At 63.4% G+C, this 26,106-nt stretch carries 20 protein-coding genes; 7 read left to right on the forward strand and 13 right to left on the reverse strand.

Annotated features, from left to right (window positions below):
* Nucleotides 1–73: 73 nt before the first annotated feature.
* From AC19YT_RS03225 to gloB, 10 genes are all read right to left on the reverse strand, one after another.
* Nucleotides 74–1,057 (reverse strand): FecR domain-containing protein, encoded by a 984-nt coding sequence (locus AC19YT_RS03225; RefSeq protein ID WP_500609701.1) that lies wholly within the window; start codon nt 1,055–1,057, stop codon nt 74–76.
* 7 nt (nt 1,058–1,064) lie between these two features.
* On the reverse strand, nt 1,065–1,589 hold the full coding sequence (locus AC19YT_RS03230) for a sigma-70 family RNA polymerase sigma factor (RefSeq protein WP_500597068.1): 525 nt from the start codon (nt 1,587–1,589) through the stop codon (nt 1,065–1,067).
* A 109-nt stretch (nt 1,590–1,698) separates the two neighbouring features.
* Entirely contained in the window at nt 1,699–3,660 is a 1,962-nt protein-coding gene (locus AC19YT_RS03235; protein WP_500609702.1) for a DUF4329 domain-containing protein, read from the reverse strand.
* Nucleotides 3,661–3,773: 113 nt separating this feature from the next.
* Complete coding sequence (locus AC19YT_RS03240) at nt 3,774–5,378, reverse strand: ABC transporter ATP-binding protein (RefSeq protein WP_095108584.1); 1,605 nt, start codon at nt 5,376–5,378, stop codon at nt 3,774–3,776.
* A 1-nt stretch (nt 5,379) separates the two neighbouring features.
* Complete coding sequence (locus AC19YT_RS03245; protein WP_500609703.1) at nt 5,380–6,399, reverse strand: ABC transporter permease; 1,020 nt, start codon at nt 6,397–6,399, stop codon at nt 5,380–5,382.
* 1 nt (nt 6,400) lies between these two features.
* Complete coding sequence (locus tag AC19YT_RS03250; RefSeq protein ID WP_095108582.1) at nt 6,401–7,474, reverse strand: microcin C ABC transporter permease YejB; 1,074 nt, start codon at nt 7,472–7,474, stop codon at nt 6,401–6,403.
* A gap of 1 nt (nt 7,475) precedes the next feature.
* A complete protein-coding gene (locus AC19YT_RS03255) occupies nt 7,476–9,317 on the reverse strand; it encodes an extracellular solute-binding protein (RefSeq protein WP_500609704.1) in 1,842 nt (613 codons plus the stop codon).
* Nucleotides 9,314–11,143, reverse strand: coding sequence for an extracellular solute-binding protein (locus AC19YT_RS03260; protein ID WP_500609705.1), 1,830 nt, complete (start codon nt 11,141–11,143; stop codon nt 9,314–9,316). Before AC19YT_RS03260 ends, AC19YT_RS03255 begins: the two co-directional genes overlap by 4 nt.
* Before the next feature lie 159 nt (nt 11,144–11,302).
* On the reverse strand, nt 11,303–12,715 hold the full coding sequence (locus AC19YT_RS03265; RefSeq protein ID WP_500609706.1) for a transglycosylase SLT domain-containing protein: 1,413 nt from the start codon (nt 12,713–12,715) through the stop codon (nt 11,303–11,305).
* Between the two features lie 99 nt (nt 12,716–12,814).
* Complete coding sequence (gene gloB, locus AC19YT_RS03270) at nt 12,815–13,582, reverse strand: hydroxyacylglutathione hydrolase (RefSeq protein ID WP_500609707.1); 768 nt, start codon at nt 13,580–13,582, stop codon at nt 12,815–12,817.
* 66 nt (nt 13,583–13,648) lie between these two features.
* Here gloB and AC19YT_RS03275 point away from each other — a divergent pair, with 66 nt between their 5' ends.
* The 4 genes from AC19YT_RS03275 (at nt 13,649) to AC19YT_RS03290 (ending at nt 16,408) form a co-directional block, all read left to right on the forward strand.
* Nucleotides 13,649–14,407 carry a class I SAM-dependent methyltransferase gene (locus AC19YT_RS03275; RefSeq protein ID WP_095108577.1) on the forward strand — a complete coding sequence of 253 codons (759 nt, stop codon included), beginning with the start codon at nt 13,649–13,651 and terminating at the stop codon, nt 14,405–14,407.
* Nucleotides 14,408–14,495: 88 nt separating this feature from the next.
* Nucleotides 14,496–14,948, forward strand: a complete 453-nt coding sequence (rnhA, locus tag AC19YT_RS03280) for a ribonuclease HI (protein WP_095108576.1) — start codon at nt 14,496–14,498, stop codon at nt 14,946–14,948.
* A 63-nt stretch (nt 14,949–15,011) separates the two neighbouring features.
* Entirely contained in the window at nt 15,012–15,761 is a 750-nt protein-coding gene (gene dnaQ, locus AC19YT_RS03285; RefSeq protein ID WP_500609708.1) for a DNA polymerase III subunit epsilon, read from the forward strand.
* A gap of 71 nt (nt 15,762–15,832) precedes the next feature.
* Entirely contained in the window at nt 15,833–16,408 is a 576-nt protein-coding gene (locus AC19YT_RS03290; protein WP_095108574.1) for a GNAT family N-acetyltransferase, read from the forward strand.
* Here AC19YT_RS03290 and AC19YT_RS03295 read toward each other — a convergent pair.
* Both AC19YT_RS03295 and AC19YT_RS03300 read right to left on the reverse strand, forming a co-directional pair.
* Nucleotides 16,405–17,298, reverse strand: a complete 894-nt coding sequence (locus AC19YT_RS03295) for a LysR substrate-binding domain-containing protein (protein ID WP_500597077.1) — start codon at nt 17,296–17,298, stop codon at nt 16,405–16,407. The genes AC19YT_RS03290 and AC19YT_RS03295 overlap by 4 nt on opposite strands.
* 87 nt (nt 17,299–17,385) lie before the next feature.
* The gene (locus AC19YT_RS03300; RefSeq protein WP_095108572.1) at nt 17,386–17,622 is read right to left on the reverse strand and encodes a hypothetical protein; all 237 of its coding nucleotides are present in this window, start codon (nt 17,620–17,622) and stop codon (nt 17,386–17,388) included.
* A 184-nt stretch (nt 17,623–17,806) separates the two neighbouring features.
* On the opposite strand from AC19YT_RS03300, the gene AC19YT_RS03305 reads away from it, so the two are divergent.
* Nucleotides 17,807–18,364: an NADPH-dependent FMN reductase gene (locus AC19YT_RS03305; RefSeq protein ID WP_500609709.1), complete on the forward strand. Its 558-nt coding sequence runs from the start codon at nt 17,807–17,809 to the stop codon at nt 18,362–18,364.
* A gap of 93 nt (nt 18,365–18,457) precedes the next feature.
* A complete protein-coding gene (locus AC19YT_RS03310) occupies nt 18,458–19,741 on the forward strand; it encodes an arsenic transporter (RefSeq protein ID WP_500609710.1) in 1,284 nt (427 codons plus the stop codon).
* A 97-nt stretch (nt 19,742–19,838) separates the two neighbouring features.
* On the opposite strand, the gene metH is transcribed toward AC19YT_RS03310, so the two are convergent.
* Nucleotides 19,839–23,549: a methionine synthase gene (metH, locus tag AC19YT_RS03315; protein WP_095108569.1), complete on the reverse strand. Its 3,711-nt coding sequence runs from the start codon at nt 23,547–23,549 to the stop codon at nt 19,839–19,841.
* A 155-nt stretch (nt 23,550–23,704) separates the two neighbouring features.
* On the opposite strand from metH, the gene AC19YT_RS03320 reads away from it, so the two are divergent.
* Nucleotides 23,705–25,996, forward strand: coding sequence for a fatty acid cis/trans isomerase (locus tag AC19YT_RS03320; protein ID WP_500609711.1), 2,292 nt, complete (start codon nt 23,705–23,707; stop codon nt 25,994–25,996).
* Nucleotides 25,997–26,106 lie beyond the last annotated feature (110 nt).

Below are 26,106 nucleotides of genomic sequence, written 5' to 3' on the forward strand. Positions count from 1 at the left end.
CGGCAATTGAAGTGCGTCTGTGGGGTTAACCGAACGAACAACCAAAAAGGGAACCGCAGATTGAAAAAATCCATCAGCCCCGTTTGGGGCCGACGCTGACCCACCAGGGCAGGGTGGTTTCGACCTGGATCGGCAACGCCGCTTGCAGCAGGGCCAGGGCCAGGTCGGTGTCGCGCAGGGGAAAGGAGCCCATCACCGGCATCGCCGCCACGGCCGGGTCGCACCCCAGGTGGCCGGGGCGGTAGCGGCTCAATTCGGCCAGCAACTGGCCCAGGGGCAGGTTGTCGGCCAGCAGCACGCCATGGCGCCAGGCTTCGCGGGCCGGGGTGGCGGCGGATTGCGGGTGCAGGCCGTTGGCGTCGAAGGCCACTTGCTGGCCGCTGTCGATCACCTGCACCTGGCCTCGGGCGGTGCGCACCTCTACCGCCCCAGCGAAGACGTTGAGCAGGGTGCGGCCCTGCTCCTGGCGCACGCTGAAGCGGGTGCCGAGGGCGCGCAGTTGGCCGTGTTCGGTGTGCACCAGAAACGGCCGTAGCGGGTCTTTGGCGGTATCGATCAACACTTCCCCCAGGTGCAGGCGCAGCAGGCGCTGCGCTGGGCTAAAGCGCACATCCAGGGCACTGAGGGCGTTGAGCCAGATGCGGCTGCCGTCACTCAGAACGGTTTCGCGGGTTTGCCCGGTGCCGGTGGCGAGGTCGGCGCTCAGGCGTTGCAGGCTGTCGGGCAGGCCTGCGCGCCAAGCGCTCCAGCCCAGCAGGCTGGCACCGCCGAGCACCAACAGGCTGCTCAGGGCCTGGCGCCGTGTACTGCCACGGGGGGAACTGCGCAGGGCGTGGCTGGCGGCCTGTTGCCCAGCATCGCCTTGCAGGGGCGCGAAGCGCTGGCTGACACGCTCGACGTAGCGCCAGGCGTCCTGGTGTTCGCCACTGGCCGCGAGCCAGGCCTGCCAATGCTGGCGCTGCTGGTCGCTGGCGCCGTGGTCATGCAGTTGCACGTACCACTGGGCGGCTTCTTGCAGGCTGGCGTGGCTGAGTTTTTTCAAGGGGGCGGCGGGCACGTGGGGCTTACTCGATCAGCAGGCCGTCGAGTTCGGCCTCGAGGATGGCGCAGTGCATCAGCGCCTGGGCCAGGTACTTCTTGACCATGCGCTCGGATACGCCAAGGGTGCTGGCGATGTCCCGGTAGGGCATGCCGTGCAACTGGGCCAGCACGAAGGCATCGCTGACCCGCTGGGGCAGGCGCTGGAGCATGGCGTCCACCTCGTGCAGGGTTTCGACGATGATCGCCCGTTGTTCCGGCGACGGTTGCAGGGCCGGCGGCTGCAGGGCCAGGGCCTGGAGCCAGGCCTGTTCCAGCTGCCGCCGGCGCCAGTGGTCGATGCACAGCCCCCGGGCGATGGTGGCCAGGTACGAGCGCTCGTGCACTTCGCCATTGAACGCCTGGGGGCGCTTGAGCACCCGCAGGAAGGTGTCGTGGGCCAGGTCGGCGGCATCGAACGCATTGCTCAGGCGCCGGCGCAGCAACTCGTACAGCCACCGGTGATGGGTGGCGTAGAGGGTGTGGGCCTGTGAACTGTCGGCAACCGTCATCAAGGGCACGTGTCCGTTGGCGCGAAGCCATGAGTGCGAATGGGAATGGGTCGCGATTAAAGCAAATGCCCGACGGCGGTGCAAATGATATTGGTTTGCTTTTGCAGTCTTAGTCGAACTGCACCGGGCCGCGTTCCTTCCACTGGCTGCTGGTCTTGAGCACCCTAAGCTCCCCAGCCGCAGCCACTAGGCGGGCGAAGCCCAGGGTGTCGAGTTGCTGCGTGGCGAGTTCGGCCTCTAGTGGGCTGATGCCGGTTTGCGTATCTGGTTGCAGGCGTTGGATCAACGCCTGCTCGGCCGCACTGTTACTGGCGCGGTAGCGCAGCAATGCACCGTCGCGACCCGCCCAGTAGGCAGCGGTGGCGTTGAAGCTGTCGCGTCGTACGTCAAAGAAGAACGCCAGGGCCTGGGGCTCGAAGAAGTTGGCGGGCAGCAGTTCAGCCGACGCCGGGTCAATGGGGAAGGCGACGCCGCTGGTGAAGTAGATGCCGTCGGGCTCGAACCCTTCCACCTCTGCCGGGCGCTCTTGCGCGACGGGGGAAAATATCCGCTGGCGCGGGTAAGTCAGCGTCTGTTCGGCAAAAACCGTCGCCGCTAGTACGGTTTTCTTCTGCGGGTGCTTGAGGGTAATACCGGTAAACCGGCTAAAACTCACGAACTTGGCGGCTTGAAATTCCACGGCATCGTCGGAGTGATCGAACATCGGGCCGAACACCAGTTGCTCGCCCTGGTAATAGTCTTGCGGCGGGTCAGGCTCTGCGTCTGCTTGCAGCGGTAGCCAATCGCCCGCCACGGGGCCGCGGTTGCGCCATAAGGGGCTGGTGGTCACAACCTGTAAGGTACCGGCGGCAATCACCTGATGCACGTAATCGAGGTGGGTGGACGTTCCGTTGTTCAAGGCCAATTGCAACCGGGTGCGGGGGCCACCGAACGGGTTGAGCAGGGCGAAGAGCTGATCTTGCAGGGGGCCGGGGGCCGGGGTGTATTTCAGGCTGGCGTTGCTGGGGGTCAGCAGGTAGGTGGGCAGCCCCGGGTACACGGCGGCCCGGGACAGGCAGTGGAACATGTCGGCGGGGCTGAAAAAATTCTGCTCAAGTTCAAGGGCTGGCCACTCCATATCCGCAGGCAAGCCGGACACTGTGTGATAGAGGGCGTCGATCTCATAGTGCGCAGGCAGCGCCAGCTCGCCGGACTCGCTCTGGGGCAAGAAACTGGCCAGCGAAAAACCACTATCACGCACCGTCACCGGGCGGGTGTAGAGGTATTTTTCCTGTTGGACGTGTTTGAGGATAAGCCCAGCGCATTGCTGGGAGGTGTCTAGTACAAGGGTTTCCAAGTCGAGGAATGCCGCCAACTGGCTGTTGAACACCGGCCCCAGGTACGGCGCGGCCACCAGCTCAGAGGTGCTGCTGGGCATTTTCCATTGAGGTGAAAGGGTGCCCACGCTTCCCCAGATCTGGCCGGGGGCAAGTACCTCCAGCTTGCCGGTCGTCGCGACCAGGCGCACCAGATCGGTCATGTCCAGGCGCCCTTTGCGCATTTCCTTTTCCAGGGCAATGGTTAATTCGTCCTGGGGGTGGAGCCTTTCGAGCAGCACCTGGGTGGCCGGTAGATCATGGGCGCTGTATTTGAGCAGCGAGCCACTCTTGGGGTGGGACACCAAGAACGACGGAATCAAAGCCCTGTAGCGAATGGCATTGGAGAGATCCGGCAGTGAAAAAAACGACGACCACATGACACTGAACGCAACATCCACATGGGAATGGTAGGCGGCACAGATCTCGACACCCTCCGGCACCGTGACGTGGCCGGAGGGGTGCGGGGGGAAAATGCTGCTCAATTCAAAACTGAATTTTTTGCCCTTGATAGGCAGGGTCGCGACATAGTGCTGGTCGGCCAGTTTGAAAATGAAGCCGCCTTGTTCGACTTGTTCAGGGTCGTACACCGTCATCAAGGCATGCACATACATGGCCGCATCGTTCTGGCTGATGAACCTGGGGCTGAAGAGCGGGCGAAAGTTACTTATGAAAGGGGCACTGGCGGCGTCAGTGGCGGGGATGGTTGCCTGCATGGGGTGTCCTTTGGCTGGGTGGGGAATCAACGCCATCGTGTTCGATGGCGTCTCATCTTTGCCGCAAACCCAAGCCAGCAGGACGTATCTATATAGGGCCTAAGCCCGGCCAGTCAGGAGGCCGGCACTAGGAACGCCGCTTCGAGCAGTTGCCGGGTGTAAGGATGCTGGGGCGCGGCGAATATCGCTTGGGCTTCGCCTTGCTCCACTACCTGGCCCTGCTTGACCACCATCAACTGATGGCTCAACGCCTTGACCACCGCCAGGTCATGGCTGATGAACAGGTAGGTCAGGTTGTACTTGCGTTGCAGCGAACGCAGCAGTTCCACCACCTGGCGCTGCACGGTGCGGTCCAGGGCCGAGGTGGGTTCGTCCAGCAGGATCAACCGGGGCTTGAGTACCAGGGCGCGGGCGATGGCGATGCGCTGGCGCTGGCCGCCGGAGAATTCGTGGGGGTAGCGGTGGCGGGTCTGGGGGTCGAGGCCGACTTCCACCAGGGCCTCGATAATGGCTTTTTCCTGCTCGGCCGCCGTGCCGATCTTGTGGATGCGCAGGCCTTCGCCGACGATCTCGCTCACGCACATGCGCGGGCTGAGGCTGCCGAAGGGGTCTTGGAACACCACCTGCATTTCCCGGCGCAGGGGCCTCACTTGCTGCTGGGTCAAGCCGTCCAGGGCCTGGCCCTCGAAGCGGATGCCGCCCTGGCTGGCGATCAGGCGCAAAATCGCCAGGCCCAGGGTGGACTTGCCCGAGCCGCTTTCGCCGACGATGCCCAGGGTCTGGCCCTGGGGCAGGCTGAAGTGGATGCCGTCCACCGCTTTGACGTAATCGACCGTGCGGCGCAAAAAGCCTTTCTTGATCGGGAACCAGACCCTGAGGTCGTTCACCTCCAGCAGTGGCGCGCCGGGGAGGTGGTCTACGGGGCCGCCACTGGGTTCGGCGGCCAGCAGTTCCTGGGTGTAGGGGTGCTGGGGCGCGCGGAACAGTTCCTCGCACGGCGCTTGCTCAACGATGCAGCCGCGCTGCATCACGCACACCCGGTGGGCGATGCGCCGCACCAGGTTGAGGTCATGGCTAATCAGCAGCAGGGCCATGCCCAGGCGCGCTTGCAGCTCTTTGAGCAGTTCGAGGATTTTCAACTGGACGGTGACGTCCAGGGCGGTGGTCGGCTCGTCGGCGATCAGCAGCTCCGGCTCGTTGGCCAGGGCCATGGCGATCATCACCCGTTGGCGCTGGCCGCCCGAGAGTTCGTGGGGCAGGGCCTTGAGGCGTTTGTGGGGCTCGGGGATGCCCACCAGCTCCAGCAACTCCAGGGTGCGCCGGGTGGCGGCCTTGCCGGTGAGGCCTTTGTGCAGGCCGAGCACTTCGTTGATCTGTTTTTCGATGCAGTGCAGCGGGTTCAGCGAGGTCATGGGTTCTTGGAAAATCATCGCGATGCGGTTGCCGCGAATCTGCCGTAGGGGTTTTTCGTCCAGGGTCAGTAGGTTTTTGCCGGCGTAATGGATGGTGCCGCTGGGGTGGCGCGCCAAGGGGTAGGGCAGCAACCGCAGGATGGAGTGGGCGGTGACCGACTTGCCCGAACCGCTTTCGCCCACCAGGGCCAGGGTTTCGCCGCGTTTGATATCGAAACTGACGCTATGGACCACGCGCTGGCACTGCTCGCCCACCACGAATTCGACGGCCAGGTCGCGTACTTCGATCAGATTGTCCTGATTCATTTCACTTCCTCGGGTCGAAGGCATCGCGAGCGGACTCGCCGATAAACACCAGCAAACTCAACATGATCGCCAGCACCGCGAAGGCACTGATGCCCAGCCACGGCGCTTGCAGGTTGGATTTGCCCTGGGCCACCAGTTCGCCCAGGGACGGCGCGCCGGGCGGCAGGCCGAAACCGAGGAAGTCCAGGGCGGTGAGGGTGCCGATGGCGCCGGTGAGGATGAACGGCATGAAGGTCATGGTCGAGACCATGGCATTGGGCAGGATGTGGCGGAACATGATCGCGCCGTTGCGCATGCCCAGGGCCCGGGCGGCGCGTACGTATTCCAGGTTCCGCCCGCGCAGGAACTCGGCGCGCACCACGTCCACCAGGCTCATCCAGGAAAACAGCAGTATGATGCCCAGCAGCCACCAGAAGTTGGGCTGCACGAAGCTGGCGAGGATTATGAGCAGATACAACACCGGTAGCCCGGACCAAATCTCCAGGAAGCGCTGCCCGGCCAGGTCGACCCAGCCGCCATAGAAGCCCTGCAGGGCGCCGGCGATCACGCCGATGATGGAACTGAGCACGGTCAGGGTCAGGGCGAATAGCACCGACACGCGAAAACCGTAGATGACCCGCGCCAGCACATCGCGGCCCTGGTCGTCGGTGCCTAGCCAGTTGTCTGCCGAGGGCGGCGCGGGGGCGGGCACTTTGAGGTCGTAGTTGATGCTCTGGTAGCTGAATGGGATCGGCGCCCACAGGGTCCAGGCGTCCTTGGCCTTGAGCAGTTCGCGGATGTAGGGGCTCTTGTAGTTGGCTTCCAGCGGGAATTCGCCGCCGAAGGTGGTTTCCGGGTAGCGCTTGAGGGCCGGGAAGTACCAGCCACCGTCGTAGTGCACCGCCAGGGGTTTGTCGTTGGCGATCAACTCGGCGCCCAGGCTCAGGCCAAACAGGACCAGGAACAGCCACAGCGACCACCAGCCGCGCTTATTGGCCTTGAAACGCTCGAAACGGCGGCGATTGAGGGGCGATAGGGTCATCTCACTGCTCCCGGCTTTCAAAGTCGATACGAGGGTCGACCAGGGTGTAGGTGAGGTCGCCGATCAGTTTCACCACCAGGCCCAGCAGGGTGAAGATGAACAGGGTGCCGAAGACCACCGGGTAATCGCGGTTGATCGCCGCTTCAAAGCTCATCAGGCCGAGGCCGTCGAGGGAGAAGATCACTTCCACCAGCAGCGAGCCGGTGAAGAAAATCCCGATAAAGGCCGAGGGGAACCCGGCGATCACCAGCAGCATGGCGTTGCGGAACACATGGCCGTAGAGCACCCGATGATTGCTCAGGCCTTTGGCCTTAGCGGTAATCACGTACTGTTTGTTGATTTCGTCGAGGAAGCTGTTCTTGGTCAGCAGGGTCATGGTGGCAAAGTTGCCGATCACCAGGGCCGTGACGGGCAGGGCCAGGTGCCAGAAGTAGTCGAGGATCTTGCCGCCCCAGCTCAGTTCCTCGAAGTTGTTGGAGGTCAGGCCACGTAGCGGGAACCAGTCCAGGTAACTGCCGCCGGCGAACACCACGATCAGCAGGATGGCGAACAGGAATGCGGGGATGGCGTAGCCGACGATGATCGCCGAGCTGGTCCACACGTCGAAATGGCTGCCGTGGCGGGTGGCCTTGGCGATCCCCAGGGGGATCGACACCAGGTACATAATCAGCGTGCTCCACAGCCCGAGGGAGATGGACACCGGCATTTTTTCCTTGATGAGGTCGATGACCTTGGCGTCGCGGAAGAAGCTGTCGCCAAAGTCCAGGCGCGCGTAGTTCTTGACCATGATCCACAGGCGTTCCGGCGCCGATTTGTCGAAGCCGTACATGTGCTCGATTTCCTTAATCAGCGCCGGGTCCAGGCCCTGGGCGCCACGGTAGCTGGAACCGGCCACCGACACCTCCGAGCCGCCGCCGGCGATGCGGCTGGTGGCGCCGTCGAAGCCTTCGAGCTTGGCGATCATCTGTTCCACTGGGCCGCCAGGCGCGGCCTGGATGATGACGAAGTTGATGAGCAGGATGCCGAACAGGGTCGGGATAATCAGCAGTAGGCGCCGAGCGATATAGGCCAGCATGTTAGTGCGCCCCCTCGGCGGTGGTGGCTTGTACCTGGGTCTGCACTTCCGGTGCCGGCGCGGCGTCGGGCTTGATCCACCAGGTGTCGGTGCCGATGTCGTAGGTTGGCGGCACCTTGGGGTGGCCGATGTGGTTCCAGTACACCACGCGCCAGGTCTTGATATGCCAGTTGGGGATCACGTAGTAGCCCCATTGCAGGATGCGGTCCAGCGCCCGGGTGTGGGCCACCAGGCTCTGCCGCGAGTCGGCGTTGATGAGTTGCTCCACCACTTGGTCTACGGCCGGGTCCTTGAGGCCCATGAAATTGCGGCTGCCGGGGTTGTCGGCGGCTTCGCTCTTCCAGAATTCGCGCTGTTCGTTGCCTGGCGAGTTCGATTGCGGGAAACCGCCGACGATCATGTCGAAGTCCCGCGAGCGCAGGCGGTTGATGTACTGCGAGACGTCTACGCGGCGGATCACCAGGTCGATGCCCAGGTCGCTGAGGTTACGCTTGAACGGCAGCAGGATGCGTTCGAAATCGGTCTGCACCAGGAGGAACTCGAGGCTCACCGGTTTGCCGCTGGCATCGACCATTTTGTCGTCGACGATGCGCCAACCGGCCTCTTGCAGCAGTTGATAGGCCTTGCGTTGCTGGGCGCGGATCATGCCGCTGCCATCGGTGACAGAGTTCTGGAAGGCATCGCCAAACGCTTGCTCGGGGATTTGCCCGCGCAGGGGTTCGAGGATCGCCAGTTGGGTGGCGTCGGGCCTGCCGGTGGCGGCCATCTCCGAGTTGTCGAAGTAACTGCGGGTGCGCACGTAGGCGCCGTTGAACAGTTGTTTGTTGGTCCACTCGAAATCCAGCAATAGGCTTAGCGCCTCGCGCACCCGCACGTCCTGGAACACCGGGCGGCGCAGGTTGTAGACAAAACCCTGCATGCCGGTGGGGTTGCCGTTGGGGATCTGCTCCTTAATCAAGCGGCCTTCGCTCACGGCGGGGATGTTATAGGCGTTGGCCCAGGTCTTGGCCACCGATTCGAGCCAGTAGTCGAACTGCCCGGCCTTGAGGGCTTCGACGGCGACGGTGTTGTCGCGGTAGTAGTCGATGGTCATCACATCGAAGTTGTAGAAACCCCGGTTGACCGGCAGGTCCTTGCCCCAGTAGTCCTTGACCCGCTCGTAGCGCACCGAGCGCCCGGCCTTGACCTGGGTGATCCTGTAGGGGCCGCTGCCCAGGGGGATTTCCAGGTTGCCCTTGGTGAAATCGCGGGTGGCCCACCAATGCTTGGGCAGCACCGCGATTTGCCCCAGGATCAGCGGCAGCTCGCGGTTGTTGCTGTGTTTGAACTTGAACAGCACGCGCAGGGGATCTTCGGCTATCACCTCTTCCACGTCGGCGTAGTAGCCGCGATACAGCGGGCCGCCGTTCTTGATGAGGGTATGGAAGCTGAACACCACGTCTTCGGCGCGCACCGGGTGGCCATCATGGAAGCGCGCTTCGGGGCGCAGGTAGAAGCGCACCCAGCTGTTGTCGGGGGCCTTTTCGATCTTGCTGGCGATCAAGCCGTACTGGGTAAAGGGCTCGTCCAGGCCTTGCTTGGCGAGGGTGTCGTAGACCTCGCCGATGCCGTCCACCGGCACGCCTTTGCTGATGAACGGGTTGAGGCTGTCGAAACCGCCGAAACCGGCCTGGCGGAAGGTGCCGCCCTTGGGGGCGTCGGGGTTGACGTAGGCGAAGTGCTTGAAGTCGGCGGGGTATTTCGGCGGCTCGTTGTAGAGCGTGAGGGCGTGTTGCGGGGCGGCGTGGGCAAACAGCGCGGCGCCCGCGAACAGCAGGCCAATCAGGGTACGCAAAGGCATCATTGGACTTTCTCCGAAGACTTCAGCCACCACGCGCTCAGGCCCAGGCTATAGGGCGGCGTGGCGACGAAGGCGAACCGGTTGCGGTACGCCAGGCGATGATAGTTGATGTACCAATTGGGAATGATGTAGTGCTGCCACAGCAGGACCCGGTCCAGGGCCCGGCCGGCCGCCAGTTGCGCATCGCGGGTCTGGGCGGCGAGCAGTTGTTCCAGCAAGTGGTCGACCACCGGGTTGGCCACGCCGGCGTAGTTCTTGCTGCCCTTGACCGCGACCTGGCTGGAGTGGAAGTACTGCCACTGCTCAAGGCCGGGGCTTAAGGTCTGGTCGAGGGTCATGAGGATCATGTCGAAATCGAACTGGTCCAGGCGCTGCTTGTACTGGGCGCGGTCCACCGTGCGCAGTTGGGCGTTGATGCCGATGCTCGCCAGGTTCTCGGTGTAGGGCTGCAGGATGCGCTCCAGGTTCGGGTTGACCAACAGGATCTCCAGGTTCAACGGCTGGCCGCTGCTGTTGACCAGCCGCTGGCCGTTGAGTTTCCAACCGGCCTCGCCCAGCAGGCCCAGGGCACGGCGCAGGGTGTCGCGGGGGATGCCACGGCCGTCGGTGCGCGGCAGGCTGAAGGGCTGGGTGAACAGGCTGGCCGGCAATTGGCTGCGGTAGGGCGAGAGCAGCAGCCACTCGTGGCCCACCGGCACGCCGCTGGCGGAGAATTCGCTGTTGGGGTAGTAGCTGATGGCCCGTTGATAGGCGTCGCTGAACAGGGTGCGGTTGGTCCACTCGAAGTCGAACATCAGGCCCAGGGCCTCGCGCACCTTGGCGTCGGCAAAAGCGCTGCGGCGGCTGTTCATGAACAGGCCTTGGGTCTGGGTCGGGATTTGGTGGGGGATCTGGGCCTTGATAACGTCGCCGCGCGCCACCGCCGGGAAGCGATAGCCATTGGCCCAGTTCTTGGCCTGGTGCTCGATGTAGATGTCGAATTCACCGGCCTTGAACGCCTCGAAAGCGACATCGCTGTCGCGGTAGAACTCTACTTCGGCGCGGTCGAAATTGTACTTGCCACGGTTGACCGGCAGGTCCTTGCCCCAGTAATCCCTAACCCGTTCGTACACTAAACGCCGTCCCGGCTGCACCTCGCGGACCCGATACGGGCCGCTGCCCAGGGGCGGCTCGAAGGTGGTGGCCTTGAAGTCTCGGTCTTTCCAGTAGTGCTGGGGCAGCACCGGCAGTTCCCCCAGGCGCAAGATCAACAGCGGGTTACCGGCGCGCTTGAACACGAAACGCACGCGGTGGGGAGTGAGGATATCGACCCGCAACACTTCCTGCAGGTTGGTGCGGTACTGCGGGTGGCCTTCCTTGAGCAGCAGACGATAGGAAAACGCCACGTCATAGGCGGTGATCGGCTTGCCATCGTGAAAACGCGCTTCAGGGCGCAGGTTGAACACCACCCAACTGCGGTCCTCGCTGTATTCCACCGACTGGGCGATCAGGCCGTAGCTGGAAGTCGGCTCGTCGCCCGACGGCGCGTACTGGCCGGTGCCGACCATCAGGGGCTCGTTGAGTTCGTTGATGCCGTATTGCAGGAAATTGGCCGTGGACACCGGGCTGGTGCCCTTGAAGGTATAGGGGTTGAGGGTGTCGAAGGTGCCGAACGCCATCACCCGCAACGTGCCGCCTTTGGGCGCAGACGGGTTGACCCAATCGAAATGGGTGAATTTGGCCGGGTACTTGAGTGTGCCGAACTGCGCATAGCCGTGGCTTTCGCTGATGGTCGCGCTTGCGGGAAAGCTCAAGGCCAGGCTGATAAGAAGCAGGAGGACAGGGCGCATCAAGTCAGAAATTCGATCCATGCGGCTTGGGCTTTAGCCTGGCACAGTAACAGCTTGTATCGGCAGGAAAAAGGTGGGGGATCAAAGCGCTGCGCATCGCTGCCAGCCAAGCCGCCGGCAAGGCCTGCGGGGCCTTGCGACGGATGGCAGGCCAAGGCCTCAATGTGGCGAGTAGACCGTGAGCATCTGCCCTGGTTTCAGCGCCTGGCCGACCCGTGGGTTCCAGCGCTTGAGGTGCTGCATCTCGACGTTGAAACGCTTGGCCACGATGTACAGCGAATCACCTTGCTTGACCTTGTAGCGGGTCTGCTTCTTGTTGTTGGCGGCCAGGGTGGTGGTTTTGCGGCCGGTGTCCTGCATGACCAGGGTCTGGCCGACTTTCAGGTTGTGGCCGCTGAGTTTGTTCCAGCGTTGCAGGTCCTTGACCTGGACCTTGTTGGTCTTGGCGATGGAAGCCAGGTTGTCGCCACGCTTGACCCGATAGTTGCGGGTCAGGCGAGGGCCGCTGTCGAGGTTGTCGAACACTGGCTTGAAGGTGCGTTGGCTTATCAGTTCCTCGGGGCGCATGGTTGACAGGCTGGTGGTCAACAACTGCGCCTTGGAGGTGGGCACCAGCAAGTGCTGGGGGCCGTCGATGGTGGTGCGTTGTTTGAAGGCCGGGTTGAGCTGGAACAGTTCGTCTTCGTCGATGTTGGCCACTGCCGCGACCTTGGAGAGGTCCATGCGCTGGTTGATCTCGACGACCTGGAAATAGGGCTCGTTGGCGATGGGGTTGAGGTTCACCCCGTAAGCTTCGGGGGCCAGGACCACTTGCGACAGGGCCAGCAATTTGGGCACGTAGGCCTGGGTTTCCTGGGGCAGCGGCAGGTTCCAGTAGTCGGTGGGTAGGCCGAGTTTCTCGTTGCGCTCGATGGCGCGGCTGACGGTGCCTTCGCCGGAGTTGTAGGCCGCCAGGGCCAGCAACCAGTCGCCGTTGAACATGTCGTGCAGGCGCGTCAGGTAGTCGAGGGCGGCGGTGGTCGAGGCGGTGATGTCGCGCCGGCCATCGTAGAAACGGGTCTGGCGCAGGTTGAAGTAGCGCCCGGTGGACGGAATGAACTGCCACAGCCCGACGGCGTTGGCGCTGGAGTACGCCATGGGGTTGTAGGCGCTTTCAATCACCGGCAGCAGGGCCAGTTCCAGCGGCATGTTGCGTTCTTCAAGGCGTTCGACGATGTAGTGGATATACAGGCTGCCACGCTCGCCGGCGCTCTCCAGGAAGGACGGGTTGCTGGCGAACCACAGGCGCTGTTGCTCGATGCGCGGGTTCACGCCGGGGACGTCTTGCAACTGGAAGCCCTGGCGCATGCGTTCCCAGACATCCTGGGGTACTTGCGGGCTGGGTTTCTCGCTCAGCCAGATGGGCTTTTGCTTGATAGGGGTGGACAGATTCGGAATGTGGGCCGCGTTGGTTTGCGGCACCTGGCTGGTGCTTTGGCAGCCCGCCAGGATAGCGGACACTGCCACCGCAATGGCTTGGGCCAGGCGGGTCAATGCGTCTGAATGGATGGATTTACGGATAGATGACGACATTGGCTGGAAGTAAGTTCCGGGCAAAAATGTCGGGCGATTCTAGAAAGCGCATAGGGTGCGGTCAACCATTGCCCGTTGCCGTCCCCTCGATGGCCCGTTCTAGAAGGTGTCTTTCCAGGCCCGCAGGGCCGCAAAAACCGCACTGGGCGCCTGGTTATCCTGGCCATTTCGTTCGTCCGCTTTTTCTTTAACAGATGTTTCGCCGGCACGCAGGAACGGGTTGGTGAGTTTTTCCAGGGCCAGTGTGGAAGGCAGGGTCATGCGCCCGGCGGCCCGCAATTCGGTGGCTTTCGTCATGCGCTCGGCGATGTCGGGGTTGTGCGGCTCCACGGCTTGAGCGAAGCGCAGGTTGCTCAGTGTGTATTCGTGAGTGCAATACACCAGCGTGCCTTCGGGCAGGGCGGCCAGGCGCGACAGCGAATGGTGCATCTGCTCGGGCGTGCCCTCGAACAGGCGCCCGCAACCGGCCGCGAACAGGGTGTCGCCGCAGAACAGCAGGCCGTGATGGTAATAGGCAATGTGGCCCAGGGTGTGGCCGGGCACGGCGATTACATCGAACTCCCAGCCCAGTGCGGTGACCCGGTCGTTATCGCTCAGGGCAACGTCGCGCCCCGGGATGTTTTCGCTGGCCGGGCCATAGACCGTGGCACCCGTGGTGGCCTTGAGTTGCGCCACGCCACCGACGTGATCGTGGTGATGGTGGGTGATAAGAATGTCGCTCAGTGCCCAATCCGGGTGTTGCCCGAGCCAGGCCAGTACCGGCGCGGCATCACCGGGGTCGACCACGGCGCAGCGTTGGCTGCGGTGATCCTGCAATAGCCAGATGTAATTGTCGGTAAAGGCGGGCAGGGCACTGATTTGTATCATCGTCGAATTCGCCAAGCGGATAACATTGGCGCATCTTAGACGCTTCTTGCCGAGTTGGAGAACGCAATGACCGATAAAGCCTTCGCTCAGGCCGATCCGCAATGGCTGGCATTGATTGGCGCGGCCCGTGACTGGCTGGCGGGCCCCATTGGCCAATTGCTGCTGGATGAAGAGCGACGCATGCTCGAAGACGAGTTGGGGCGTTTTTTCGGTGGCTATCTGGTGCATTACGGCCCCTCGGCGCAAACCCCGCCGGTGGCGCCGCAGGTGCAGCGCAATGTTCGCCTGGGCGCGCCGCTGCCCGGGGTGGAAATTGTCTGCGAGGAACAGGCCTGGCCGTTGAGTGAGCACGCCGCCGACGTGGTGGTGTTGCAGCATGGCCTGGATTTCTGCCTGTCACCCCACGGCCTGCTGCGCGAAGCGGCCAGCAGTGTACGCCCCGGCGGGCATTTGCTGATTGTCGGGATCAACCCCTGGAGCACCTGGGGTTTGCGCCATGTGTTCGCCCACGATGGCTTGCGCCAGGCGCGCTGCATCTCGCCGTCGCGGGTGGCCGACTGGCTCAACCTGCTGGGCTTCGCGCTGGAGAAACGCCGCTTCGGGTGCTATCGTCCGCCGCTTGCGTCCCCGCTGTGGCAGGCTCGGTTGGCCGGGTGGGAGCGCAAGGCCGGCGACTGGCAGTTGTCCGGCGGCGGCTTTTACCTGCTAGTGGCGCGCAAGATCGTGGTCGGCCTGCGCCCGGTGCGCCAGGTGCGCCGCGAGACCATGGGCAAGCTGATTCCGCTGCCGATGGCCAAGGTCAACCGCCGCCCCAGCGAGCAATAACCCCTTTTTCTGACCTTGACCGGGCTTGCCCGGTCTCTGGCGTTGTCGGTCGCGGACCGGCAGGCCAGCGTTTCTGGATCGATTGGCAATGAGCGATAGCGTAGAACTCTTCACCGATGGCGCCTGCAAGGGCAACCCTGGCCCTGGCGGCTGGGGCGCGCTGCTGGTGTGCAAAGGCGTGGAAAAGGAACTCTGGGGCGGCGAAGCCAACACCACCAATAACCGCATGGAGCTGATGGGCGCCATTCGCGGCCTGGAAGAACTCAAGCGCTCCTGCGACGTGCTGCTGGTGACCGACTCGCAGTACGTGATGAAGGGCATCAACGAGTGGATGGCCAACTGGAAAAAACGCGGCTGGAAAACCGCAGCCAAAGCGCCTGTCAAGAACGCTGACCTGTGGAAGCAACTCGACGAACAAGTCAACCGCCACAACGTCACCTGGAAGTGGGTGCGTGGCCACATCGGCCACCCGGGCAACGAACGGGCCGACCAGTTGGCCAACCGTGGCGTGGATGATGTGCGCGGCTACAAGCAGAGCTGATCGGCCTTGCGTGTTAACATCGCCCTTTTTTTGCACGATTGAACCGTTGAGAGCTGAACCCTGATGGCCACCCGATCCGTTGTACTCGATACCGAAACCACCGGCATGCCGGTGACCGATGGCCACCGCATCGTGGAAATCGGCTGCGTCGAGTTGCTCGGGCGGCGCCTGACCGGCCGGCATTTCCACGTCTACCTGCAACCGGATCGCGAAAGCGACGAAGGCGCCATTGCGGTCCACGGCATCACCAACGAGTTCCTGGTGGGCAAGCCGCGGTTCGCTGAAGTGGCCGATGAATTCTTCGAGTTCATCAAGGGCGCGCAGCTAATTATCCATAACGCGGCGTTCGACGTCGGCTTCATCAACAACGAGTTCGCCCTGGCCGGGCAGAAAGACCGCGCCGACATCACCCAGCACTGCACCATCCTCGACACCCTATTGATGGCCCGTGAGCGTCACCCGGGCCAGCGCAACAGCCTCGACGCCTTGTGCAAACGCTATGGCGTGGACAACTCGGGCCGCGAACTGCACGGCGCGCTGCTCGACTCCGAGATCCTGGCTGACGTCTACCTGACCATGACGGGCGGGCAGACCAGCCTGTCCCTGGCGGGCAACGCCTCCGATGGCAACGGTTCCGAAGGCTCGGGCAACCGCCCCAGTGAAATTCGCCGCCTGCCGGCCGACCGCCCGGCCACCCGCATCATCCGCGCCAGCGAAAACGACCTGGCCGAACACCGCGTGCGCCTGGAGGCCATCGCCAAATCTGCGGGCGCAGCAGCGCTCTGGACGCAATTGGAAGAGGCCAAGGGCTGACGGGCATCGGGCGTGATCTACCCTGAAGTAACAGGCCGTCGAGCGCCCTGCCCGTGAGGACCTTCACGCTTATGCAACCGGTTATCAACCCCAAGCACCCTGGCCTCGCGGTGCGGGTGGCGGGCGAGGAGTTCGCGCCCTATGTCTGGGGCAGCGATTTCAGTTTCCACGTACACGCCCACGGCTTGGCCCAGGTCGGCTTGCCGGTGGAGCAGTGGCCCCTGGAGAACGTCAGCCCCTACCGCAAGTGCTACGGCATCGACCCACAGGAGTTCGACAGCTTTCGCGGCGCCGCCGACAGCGCGATTTTCGTCGCGCACCTGGACGACTGCCCCGTGGGGCACTTGGTCATCAGCACCAATTGGAACGGCTTTGCCCATATCGACGAGTTGGCGGTCCACGCTCCGGCGCGGCGCCACGGGGTGGCCAAGGCATTGCTGGACGTGGCGCAGTTCTGGAGCCAGAAGAAGAACCTGCCGGGGATCATGCTCGAAACCCAGAACAACAACCTGGGCGCCTGCCGCCTATACGAACGCTGCGGTTATGTGGTGGGCGGCATCGACCACTTGCGCTATCGCGGCATCGACCCGCACACCGCGGAAGTGGCGATTTTCTGGTATCGCCTCTTCGACGACGCCACGCTCTAGCCCGTCAGCAGGGCCTGGGCGTTTTCCGTGACTTTCTCTATCAGGGCCAGGGCAGCCGGCGACGGCGTGCTGTGGGCCAGGGTCAGGGCATAGAGGCTGATGAGCTGCGGTGGCGACAGCGGGCACACGTCCAGGCCTGCGGCCTTGGCGCCCAGGGCGGTGAAGGGGTCGACAATGGCCAGGCCTTCGCCGGCCTCCACCATGCTGCGCATCATCTGCTGGGTCTGCACGCGGATCTGGATCAGCGGCGCCGGGCGCAGGTTCTGCAATTTGCTCTCGAGCAGGGCGCTGAGGGGGTCATGGCCTTCCAGGCCAACCAGCGGTTGCCCGGCCAGGTCCTGCACGGCGATGTACTTCTGCCGCGGTTGTAGCCAGCCGTGGGGCGCCAGCAGTTGCAGCTTGCCCTGGGCCAATGGCTGGCAGTGGATGTCCGGGTGTTCGGGGTTGTGCAGGCTCAAACCCAGGTCGCCCTCGCGCAGTAACAGGGTCTTGATGATCTCGGCGCTGCTGTGGCTGGCCAAGCTGCATGGGGTATCGGCGAAACTGCGGCGCAGGCTGGCGATGCTCTGGGGCAACAGCTGCTGGGCCAGGGGCGGGGTGCAAAGGATGCGCAGCGGCGCGCTCTGGTACTGGCGCAGGCTGCTGGCCAGGCGCTGCAAGGGCTCTAACGCCTGATAGAGATGGCCCATTTGCCCTTGCAGTTGCCGGGTTTCGTGGGTCGCCTGCAAACGCCCGCGCACACTGGCGAACAACATGAACCCCAACGTTGCCTCGGCGTCGCGCAGGGTGTTTTCCACTTCACTGACCGGCAATTGCAGCCATTCGGCTGCCGTGCCGAGGTGGCCGGTGTGCAAGAGCGCGTGAATCACTTCGATGTGGCGTAGACGCATGCGTGAAGTCCATGTTCAGCAGGTGGCGGATCCATCGCTGAATCCTAACCCAAGTCCGCTGATCTGACTTGCGCTCATAACAGAGCGTTATGAGGAGGCCGTGGTCTCGGGTTCGCGAAGGAGGATGATGCCCGACTGGACCAGGGTGAACTGGTTGTCGTCGACCTTGTTGACACGGTCGCCAATGGCCAGGCGATAGGTGGTGACGGGGTCCGAGCCGGCCTGCTGGTCGGGCGCGGGGGTGGATTCCTGGAACTCATGCACGGAGTAGACACGCCCTTCGGCGTCTCTGGCATGGAACTGACCGACAAGTACTGCTGCCATCTGCTTAGAACCTCTGGAAATAAAACACGCAAGTTGCGGTTCTGTAGACCCCGGTCGAGCCAGGTTAGTTTTCCTACAGATAAAAAATAGTCTTGCCCACAGATTCTGTGAAACCCGCTGGCTCCACGGGGCCCCAATCATCTATAACTACGGGCTCTTTCAGCCAGATAGTCGGGAATTCTCCATGAGCACGGTTTATACGATTGCAGTCCTGGTCGGCAGCTTGAGAAAAGAGTCGATCAACCGCAAGGTCGCCAAGGCACTGGCAGACCTGGCGCCGGCCAACCTCAAGCTGAACATTGTCGAAATCGGCGATTTGCCGCTCTACAACGAGGATATCGATGTTACGCCGCCGGCAGCCTACAGTACTTTCCGCCAGCAAGTGGCTTCATCCGACGCAGTGCTGTTCGTCACCCCGGAATACAACCGCTCGGTGCCGGCACCGCTGAAGAACGCGATTGACGTCGGTTCCCGGCCCTACGGCAAGAGCGCCTGGAGCGGCAAGCCCGGCGCGGTGATTAGCGTGTCCCCCGGCGCGATCGGCGGTTTTGGCGCCAACCATCACTTGCGCCAGTCCCTGGTGTTCCTCAACGTGCCGTGCATGCAGCAACCGGAGGCTTACCTGGGCGGCGCCGGTGCGGTATTCGACGAAGCGGGCAAGCTGTCCGAGGCCACCCAACCCTTCCTGCAAGGTTTTATCAACGCCTTTGGCGCTTGGGTCGAGCAGCACAAGAAAGCCTGATCCGCGCTCACTTCCTTTTCCTCGGGCATTGCTGGCGGCCGCTTTCGGTCGCGGTGCTGCCCCGTTCTTTTGCTTAGCCAAGGCTGTTTTTAGATGTTGATCGCGTCGTTGATTTTCTTGCTGACCATTACCCTGGTGATCTGGCAACCCAAAGGCCTGGGCGTAGGCTGGAGCGCCACCTTGGGCGCGGTGCTGGCGCTGCTGTGCGGCGTGGTGCAGTTGGGTGACATTCCCCTGGTGTGGCAGATCATCTGGAACGCCACGGGTACTTTCGTGGCGCTGATTATCATCAGCCTGTTGCTGGACGAGGCCGGGTTCTTCGCCTGGACCGCCCTGCATGTGGCCCGTTGGGGGCGGGGCAGCGGGCGGCGCCTGTTTGCCTACATGGTGCTGCTGGGGGCGATGGTCTCGGCGTTGTTCGCCAATGACGGCGCGGCGCTGATCCTCACGCCCATTGTGATTTCCATGCTGCTGGCCCTGCGTTTTTCTGCCGCCGCGACCCTGGCGTTTGTCATGGGCGCAGGCTTTATCGCCGACACCGCGAGCCTGCCGCTGGTGGTGTCGAACCTGGTGAACATCGTCTCGGCGGATTTTTTCAAGATCGGCTTCAACCAGTACGCGGCGGTGATGGTGCCGGTGAACCTGGTCAGCGTTGCCGCCACCCTGGCGGTGTTGCTGTGGTACTTCCGCCGTGACATTCCGGTGGCCTACGACCCCGAGCAACTGGAGCGCCCGGAACAAGCGATCCACGACCGTGCCACCTTTATTGCCGGGTGGTGGGTGCTGGGCATCCTGCTGGTGGGGTGTTTTGCCCTGGAGCCGCTAGGGATCCCCATCAGCGCCATCTCGGCCCTGTGCGCTGCACTGCTGCTGGCGATTGCTGCGCGCGGGCACAAGATCTCGACGCGCAAGGTGATGAAGGACGCGCCGTGGCAGATCGTGATTTTTTCCCTGGGCATGTACCTGGTGGTCTACGGCCTGCGCAACGCTGGGCTGACCGGGCACCTGGCGCAGTGGCTGGACTGGTTTGGCAGCTATGGGGTGTGGGGCGCGGCCATGGGCACCGGGGTGCTGACGGCGCTGCTGTCGTCGGTGATGAACAACTTGCCCACGGTGCTGATCGGCGCCTTGTCCATCGACGCCAGCCACGCGGTCGGCCCGGTGAAGGAAGCGATGATCTACGCCAACGTCATCGGCAGCGACCTGGGGCCGAAAATCACCCCCATCGGCAGCCTGGCCACCTTGCTGTGGCTGCACGTACTGGCGCGCAAGGGCATCCGCATCGGCTGGGGTTACTACTTCAAGGTCGGCATCGTCCTCACCGTCCCGGTGTTGCTGTTGACCCTCGCGGCCCTGGCCCTGCGCCTGACTTGGTAGCACGCGGGCGGCCTTCGGCGGTGGGGTGCCGCTTACGGCCGCTTCGCGCCCGAGCGCGGGCAAGCCCGCTTGCCACTAGAAGGGCCGCGGCCCAGGCTCAGTTGTCGTAGCCCAGGTTCGGCGCCAGCCAGCGTTCGGTCACGCTCAGGTCCTGGCCTTTGCGGGCGGTGTAGCTGTCGATCTGGTCCTTGTCCACCTTGCCCACGGCAAAGTATTGCGCCTGGGGGTGGGCGAAGTACCAGCCGCTGACCGCCGCTGCCGGGAACATGGCGTAGTGCTCGGTGAGGAACACGCCGCTGCGCCCCGGTTGCATTTCCTGGGCCTGGGGGTCGAGCAACTGGAACAGGGTGCCTTTTTCGGTGTGGTCAGGGCACGCCGGGTAGCCGGGGGCAGGGCGGATGCCGCTGTACTGCTCGCGGATCAGCGCCTCGTTGTCCAGCGCCTCGTCCCGGGCGTAGCCCCAGTGTTCCTTACGCACCTGTTGGTGCAGCCATTCGGCGCAGGCCTCGGCCAAACGGTCGGCCAGGGCCTTGACCATGATCGAGTTGTAGTCGTCGCCGGCGTCCTGGTAGGCCTTGGCCACCTCTTCGGCGCCGATGCCGGCGGTGGTGATGAAGCCGCCCACATAGTCGGTGATGCCGCTGGCCTTGGGCGCGACGAAGTCGGCCAGGCAGAAGTTGGGTTTGCCGTCGGTTTTGATGATTTGCTGGCGCAGGTGATGTAGGCGCGCCAGGGGTTGGCCGTCGTCGCCATAGACTTCCAGGTCGTCGTCCTGCACCTGGTTGGCCGGCCAGAAGCCGAACACTGCGCGGGCGCTGATGAGTTTTTCGTCGATCAGCTTGGCCAGCATCGCCTGGGCATCGGCGAACAGTGCCGTGGCCGCTTCGCCCACCACCTCGTCGGTGAGGATGCGCGGGTACTTGCCGGCCAGGTCCCAGGAGATGAAGAACGGCGTCCAGTCGATGTACTCGGCAAGCACCTTGAGGTCGATGTTGTCCAGCACTCGGGCGCCGGTGAAGGTCGGCTTCACCGGGGTGTAGGTGCTCCAGTCGAACTGCGGCTTTTTCGCCACCGCGGCGGCATAGCTCAGGCGTTCGGTGCGGGCGCTGCGGTTGGCGGTGCGTTCGCGCACTTCCACGTATTCCAGGCGGGTTTTCTCGACGAAACCGGCCTTGAGTTCCTTGGACAGCAATTGGGTGGCCACGCCCACGGCGCGGGAGGCGTCGGTGACGTAGATCACCGCGTCATTGCTGTACTTGGGTTCGATCTTCACCGCCGTGTGGGCCTTGGAGGTGGTGGCGCCACCGATCATCAGCGGCAGGTGAAAGTCCTGGCGCTGCATCTCGCGGGCGACGTGGACCATCTCATCCAGCGACGGCGTAATCAGGCCGGAGAGGCCGATGATGTCGCACTTCTGTTCCTTGGCCACTTGCAGGATTTTTTCCGCCGGCACCATCACGCCCAGGTCGACGATGTCGTAGCCGTTGCAACCTAGCACCACGCCGACGATGTTCTTGCCGATGTCGTGCACGTCGCCCTTGACCGTGGCCATCAGGATCTTGCCCTTGGCTTCGGGTTTGTCGCCTTTTTCCAGCTCGATGAACGGGATCAGGTGGGCCACGGCCTGCTTCATCACCCGCGCCGACTTCACCACTTGGGGCAGGAACATTTTGCCGGCGCCGAACAGGTCGCCGACGATGTTCATGCCCGACATCAGCGGGCCTTCGATCACTTCGATCGGGCGCTTGAAGGATTGGCGCGACTCTTCGGTGTCTTCGACGATGTGGGTGGTGATGCCCTTGACCAGCGCATGTTCCAGGCGCTTGTTGACGTCCCAGCCGCGCCATTCTTCGGTTTCCGCTTCCTTGACGCTGCCGTCGCCCTTGTATTTGTCGGCGATGGCCAGTAGGGCGTCGGTGCCCTCGGGGGTGCGGTTGAGCACCACGTCTTCGACCGCGTCGCGCAGCTCGGCGGGGATCTGGTCGTAGATCTCCAGTTGCCCGGCGTTGACGATGCCCATGCTCAGGCCGTTGCGGATCGCGTGCAGCAGGAACACCGAGTGGATCGCCTCGCGCACCGGGTTGTTGCCACGGAACGAGAACGACACGTTGGACACCCCGCCCGAGGTCAGGGCGTAGGGCAGTTCGTCGCGGATATAGGCGCAGGCGTTGATGAAATCGACGGCGTAGTTGTTGTGCTCTTCAATGCCGGTGGCCACGGCGAAGATGTTCGGGTCGAAGATGATGTCTTCGGGTGGAAAGCCGACGTCGTTGACCAGGATGTCGTAGGAGCGCTTGCAGATCTCTTTCTTGCGTGCCTCGGTGTCGGCCTGGCCCGCTTCGTCGAAGGCCATCACCACCACCGCCGCGCCGTAGCGCTTGCACAGTTTGGCGTGGTGGATGAACTGCTCCACGCCTTCTTTCATGCTGATGGAGTTGACGATGCCCTTGCCCTGGATGCACTTGAGGCCGGCCTCGATCACTTCCCACTTGGAGGAGTCGATCATGATCGGCACGCGGGAGATGTCCGGCTCGCCGGCAATCAGGTTGAGGAAGGTGACCATGGCCTTCTTCGAGTCCAGCATGCCCTCGTCCATGTTGATGTCGATCACCTGGGCGCCGGCCTCGACCTGCTGCAGGGCCACTTCCAGTGCTTCGGTGTAGTTGTCTTCCCGGATCAGGCGGGCGAAACGGGCGGAACCGGTGATGTTGGTGCGTTCGCCGACGTTGACGAACAACGAGCTGCGATCGATGGTGAACGGCTCCAGGCCCGACAGGCGGCAAGCCTTGGGGATGTCCGGGATTGCCCGCGGCGCGTAGCCGGCTACGGCTTTGGCGATGGCCTCGATGTGCCCCGGGGTGGTGCCACAGCAGCCGCCGACGATGTTGAGGAAGCCGCTCTGGGCGAACTCCTCGATGACCTTGGCCGTTTCGGCCGGCAGTTCGTCGTACTCGCCGAATTCGTTGGGCAGGCCGGCGTTGGGGTGGGCCGAAACGTGGGTGTTGGCCTTGTTCGACAGTTCTTCGAGGTAAGGGCGCAGTTCGCTGGCGCCCAGGGCGCAGTTCAGGCCCACGGAAATCGGCTTGGCGTGGCTGACGGAGTTCCAGAAGGCTTCGGTGGTCTGCCCCGACAGGGTGCGCCCGGACGCATCGGTGATGGTCCCGGAAATCATGATCGGCAACTCCACGCCCAACTCTTCATACACGCCTTGCACGGCGAAGATCGCGGCCTTGGCGTTGAGGGTGTCGAAGATCGTCTCGATCAGGATCAGGTCCGCGCCGCCCTCGATCAGGCCCTTGGTGGCCTCGGTGTAGTTTTCCACCAGTTCATCGAAGGTGACGTTGCGATAACCGGGGTTGTTCACGTCCGGCGACAGCGAACAGGTGCGGCTGGTAGGCCCCAGCACGCCGGCGACGAAGCGCGGTTTGTCGGGGGTTTCCAGGGTTTTGGCGTCGGCCACTTTACGCGCCAGGCGTGCGCCTTCTACGTTGAGTTCGTAGGCCAGGGCCTGCATGCCGTAGTCGGCCTGAGACACCTGGGTGGCGTTGAAAGTGTTGGTTTCCAGGATGTCGGCGCCGGCGTCCAGGTAGGCCTTTTCAATTGCGCCGATCACGTCCGGGCGGCTGAGCACCAAGAGGTCGTTGTTGCCCTTGACGTCGCTGGGCCAGTCGGCGAAACGCTTGCCACGGTAGTCCTGCTCTTCGAGCTTGTAGCTCTGGATCATCGTGCCCATGCCACCATCGAGAATCAGGATGCGCTCTTTGAGAGCTTGATGAAGAGCTTGGAGGCGAGCGCTGCGATCGGACATAGGACTACCTGGTAAGGCCAACACAAAAGAGCGGCGATCATAGCAAACCGGCATGCTTTTTAATCATGAACGGCTTTTGCATGAATATCGCTCATGTTGGCCGGGGCCGTGGCCCGGTAGAATCGCGACGTTTTTTTATCTTCGGGACCCGTGACATGCCGTATCGCCTCGCCATCAGCGCTGTGCTGGTGTTGTTCAGCACCCTGGCGCTGGCCCAACGTCCGGTGCCGGCCATTTCTTATACCCGCGACGTGCAGCCGATCTTCACCGAGAAGTGCGTGGCCTGCCACGCCTGCAACGACGCCGCCTGCCAGCTCAACCTGGGCAGCGCCGAGGGCGCGGCCCGTGGCGCGACGAAACTGCCGGTGTACAACGGCGAGCGCAGCCAGGCGCAAATGCCTACCCGTTTGTTCTACGACGCCTTCGGCAAAGCGGCGTGGCAGGACAAGGGGTTTACCTCGGTGCTCGACACCCAAAGCAGCCAGGCCGGGTTGATGGCGCGGATGCTGGAACTGGGCCACAGCGCGCCGTTGCAGCCCAACGCCAAGTTGCCCGAAGAGATCGTCCTGGGCCTGAACCGCGAAAACATGTGCCCGCAGCCCGGGGAGTTCGCCGCCTACGCCAGCACCCACCCCAAGGAGGGCATGCCGCTGGCCGTCACCGGCCTGAGCGACTCGCAATACCAAACCCTGCAAGGCTGGCTGGCCTCTGGCGCGCCCCTGGACCAACAGGCCTTGGCACCCACCGCCGAGGAAGCGGGGCAGATCATCCAATGGGAGAGCCTGCTCAACGCCCCCGGCGCCCGGGAAAGCCTGGTGGCGCGCTGGTTGTATGAGCACCTGTTCCTGGCCCATGTGTATTTCAAGGGCGGCGAGCCGGGGCATTTCTTTCAGTGGGTGCGTTCGCGCACGCCGCCCGGCCAACCCATCGACCTGATCGCCACGCGTCGCCCCAACGACGACCCGGGCACGCGGGTGTACTACCGCTTGTGGCCGGTGCAAGGGGTGATCGTGCACAAGACCCACATCACCTACCCGTTGAGCGCGGCGAAACTGGCGCGGATCAAAACCCTGTTCTACAGCGGTAACTGGCAGGTCACGGCGCTGCCGGGCTACGGGCCGGCACGGCGGGAGAACCCGTTCCAGACCTTCGAGGCGATCCCTGCGGCGGCGCGTTATCAGTTCATGCTCGATAACGCCGAATACTTCGTGCGCACCTTTATTCGCGGCCCGGTGTGCCGGGGGCAGATCGCCACGGACGTGATCCGCGATAACTTCTGGGCGCTGTTCCAGGCCCCCGAACACGACCTCTACATCACCGACCCCAACTACCGTGGCCACGCCACGCCGCTGCTGGCCATGCCCGGGCAGAACGACGACGTCGGCAGTGTCCTGAGCCTGTGGCACGCCTACCGCGACAAGCGCAATGAATACGAGGCCCTGCGCCGCGGCGCCTACGCCGACGCCCCGGCACCGAGCTGGTCGAGCCTGTGGGCCGGCAACGACAACGCGCTGCTGAGCATCTTCCGTCACTTCGACAGCGCCTCGGTGACCAAAGGCCTGATCGGTGAAGTGCCGCAGACGCTGTGGCTGTTCGATTTCCCGCTGCTGGAGCGCACCTACTATCAGTTGGCGGTCAATTTCGATGTGTTCGGCAACGTCTCCCACCAGGCCCAGACGCGCCTGTACTTCGACCTGATCCGCAACGGCGCCGAGCAGAATTTCCTGCGCCTGATGCCGGCCAACTCCCGGGATGCCTACCTCGACGATTGGTACCAGAACAGTGGCAAGGTCAAGATGTGGCTCGACTACGAAAGCATCGATAACGACAAGGCCAGCGCCCTGAAACTCGATGCCCGCGACCCCAAGCGCGACTTCGCCCAGCAATTGTTGGCGCGCTACGGCGAGCTCAATGCCAACCCCGACCCGATCAACCGCTGCGAAAACGCCTACTGTTCGCGGCCCAACATCGACCCGGCGCTGCAACATGCCGAACAGGCCCTCAGCCGCCTGGTGTCGCGCCCGGCCGCGGGGCTCAAGGTCATCGACCAGTTGCCCGAGGCGACGATGCTGCGCATCGAAACCCGCGACGGCACGCGCGCTGTGTACAGCCTGCTGCGCAACCGCGCCCACAGCAACGTGGCGTTTTTGCTGGGTGAGTCGATGCGCTACCAACCGGGCCTGGACACCCTGACCCTCTACCCGGGGGTACTGAGCAGCTACCCCAACTTCATGTTCAACATCCCGGCCGAGCAAGTGCCGGCCTTCGTCGAGCAGATGGAAAACGCCCGCGACCGCTACCGCTTCGAGCAGATTGTCGAACGCTGGGGCGTGCGCCGCAGCCATCCGCAGTTCTGGCAGTACTTCCACGACCTGAGCCGCTACATCCAGGAAACAGACCCGGTGGAAGAGGGAGTTTTGGATATGAATCGGTATGGGAATCTTTGAGCCGCCAGCGGCAAGTTCAACGTTTGTAGCTTGCCGCTGGCGGCTCTCAGTCGCCTCCTGTTTCCGACAAAAATACTAGGACTTTGTCCGAGGCCCTGATTGGCGTAAAC

The organism is Pseudomonas sp. MF08875 (genome assembly GCF_059862525.1).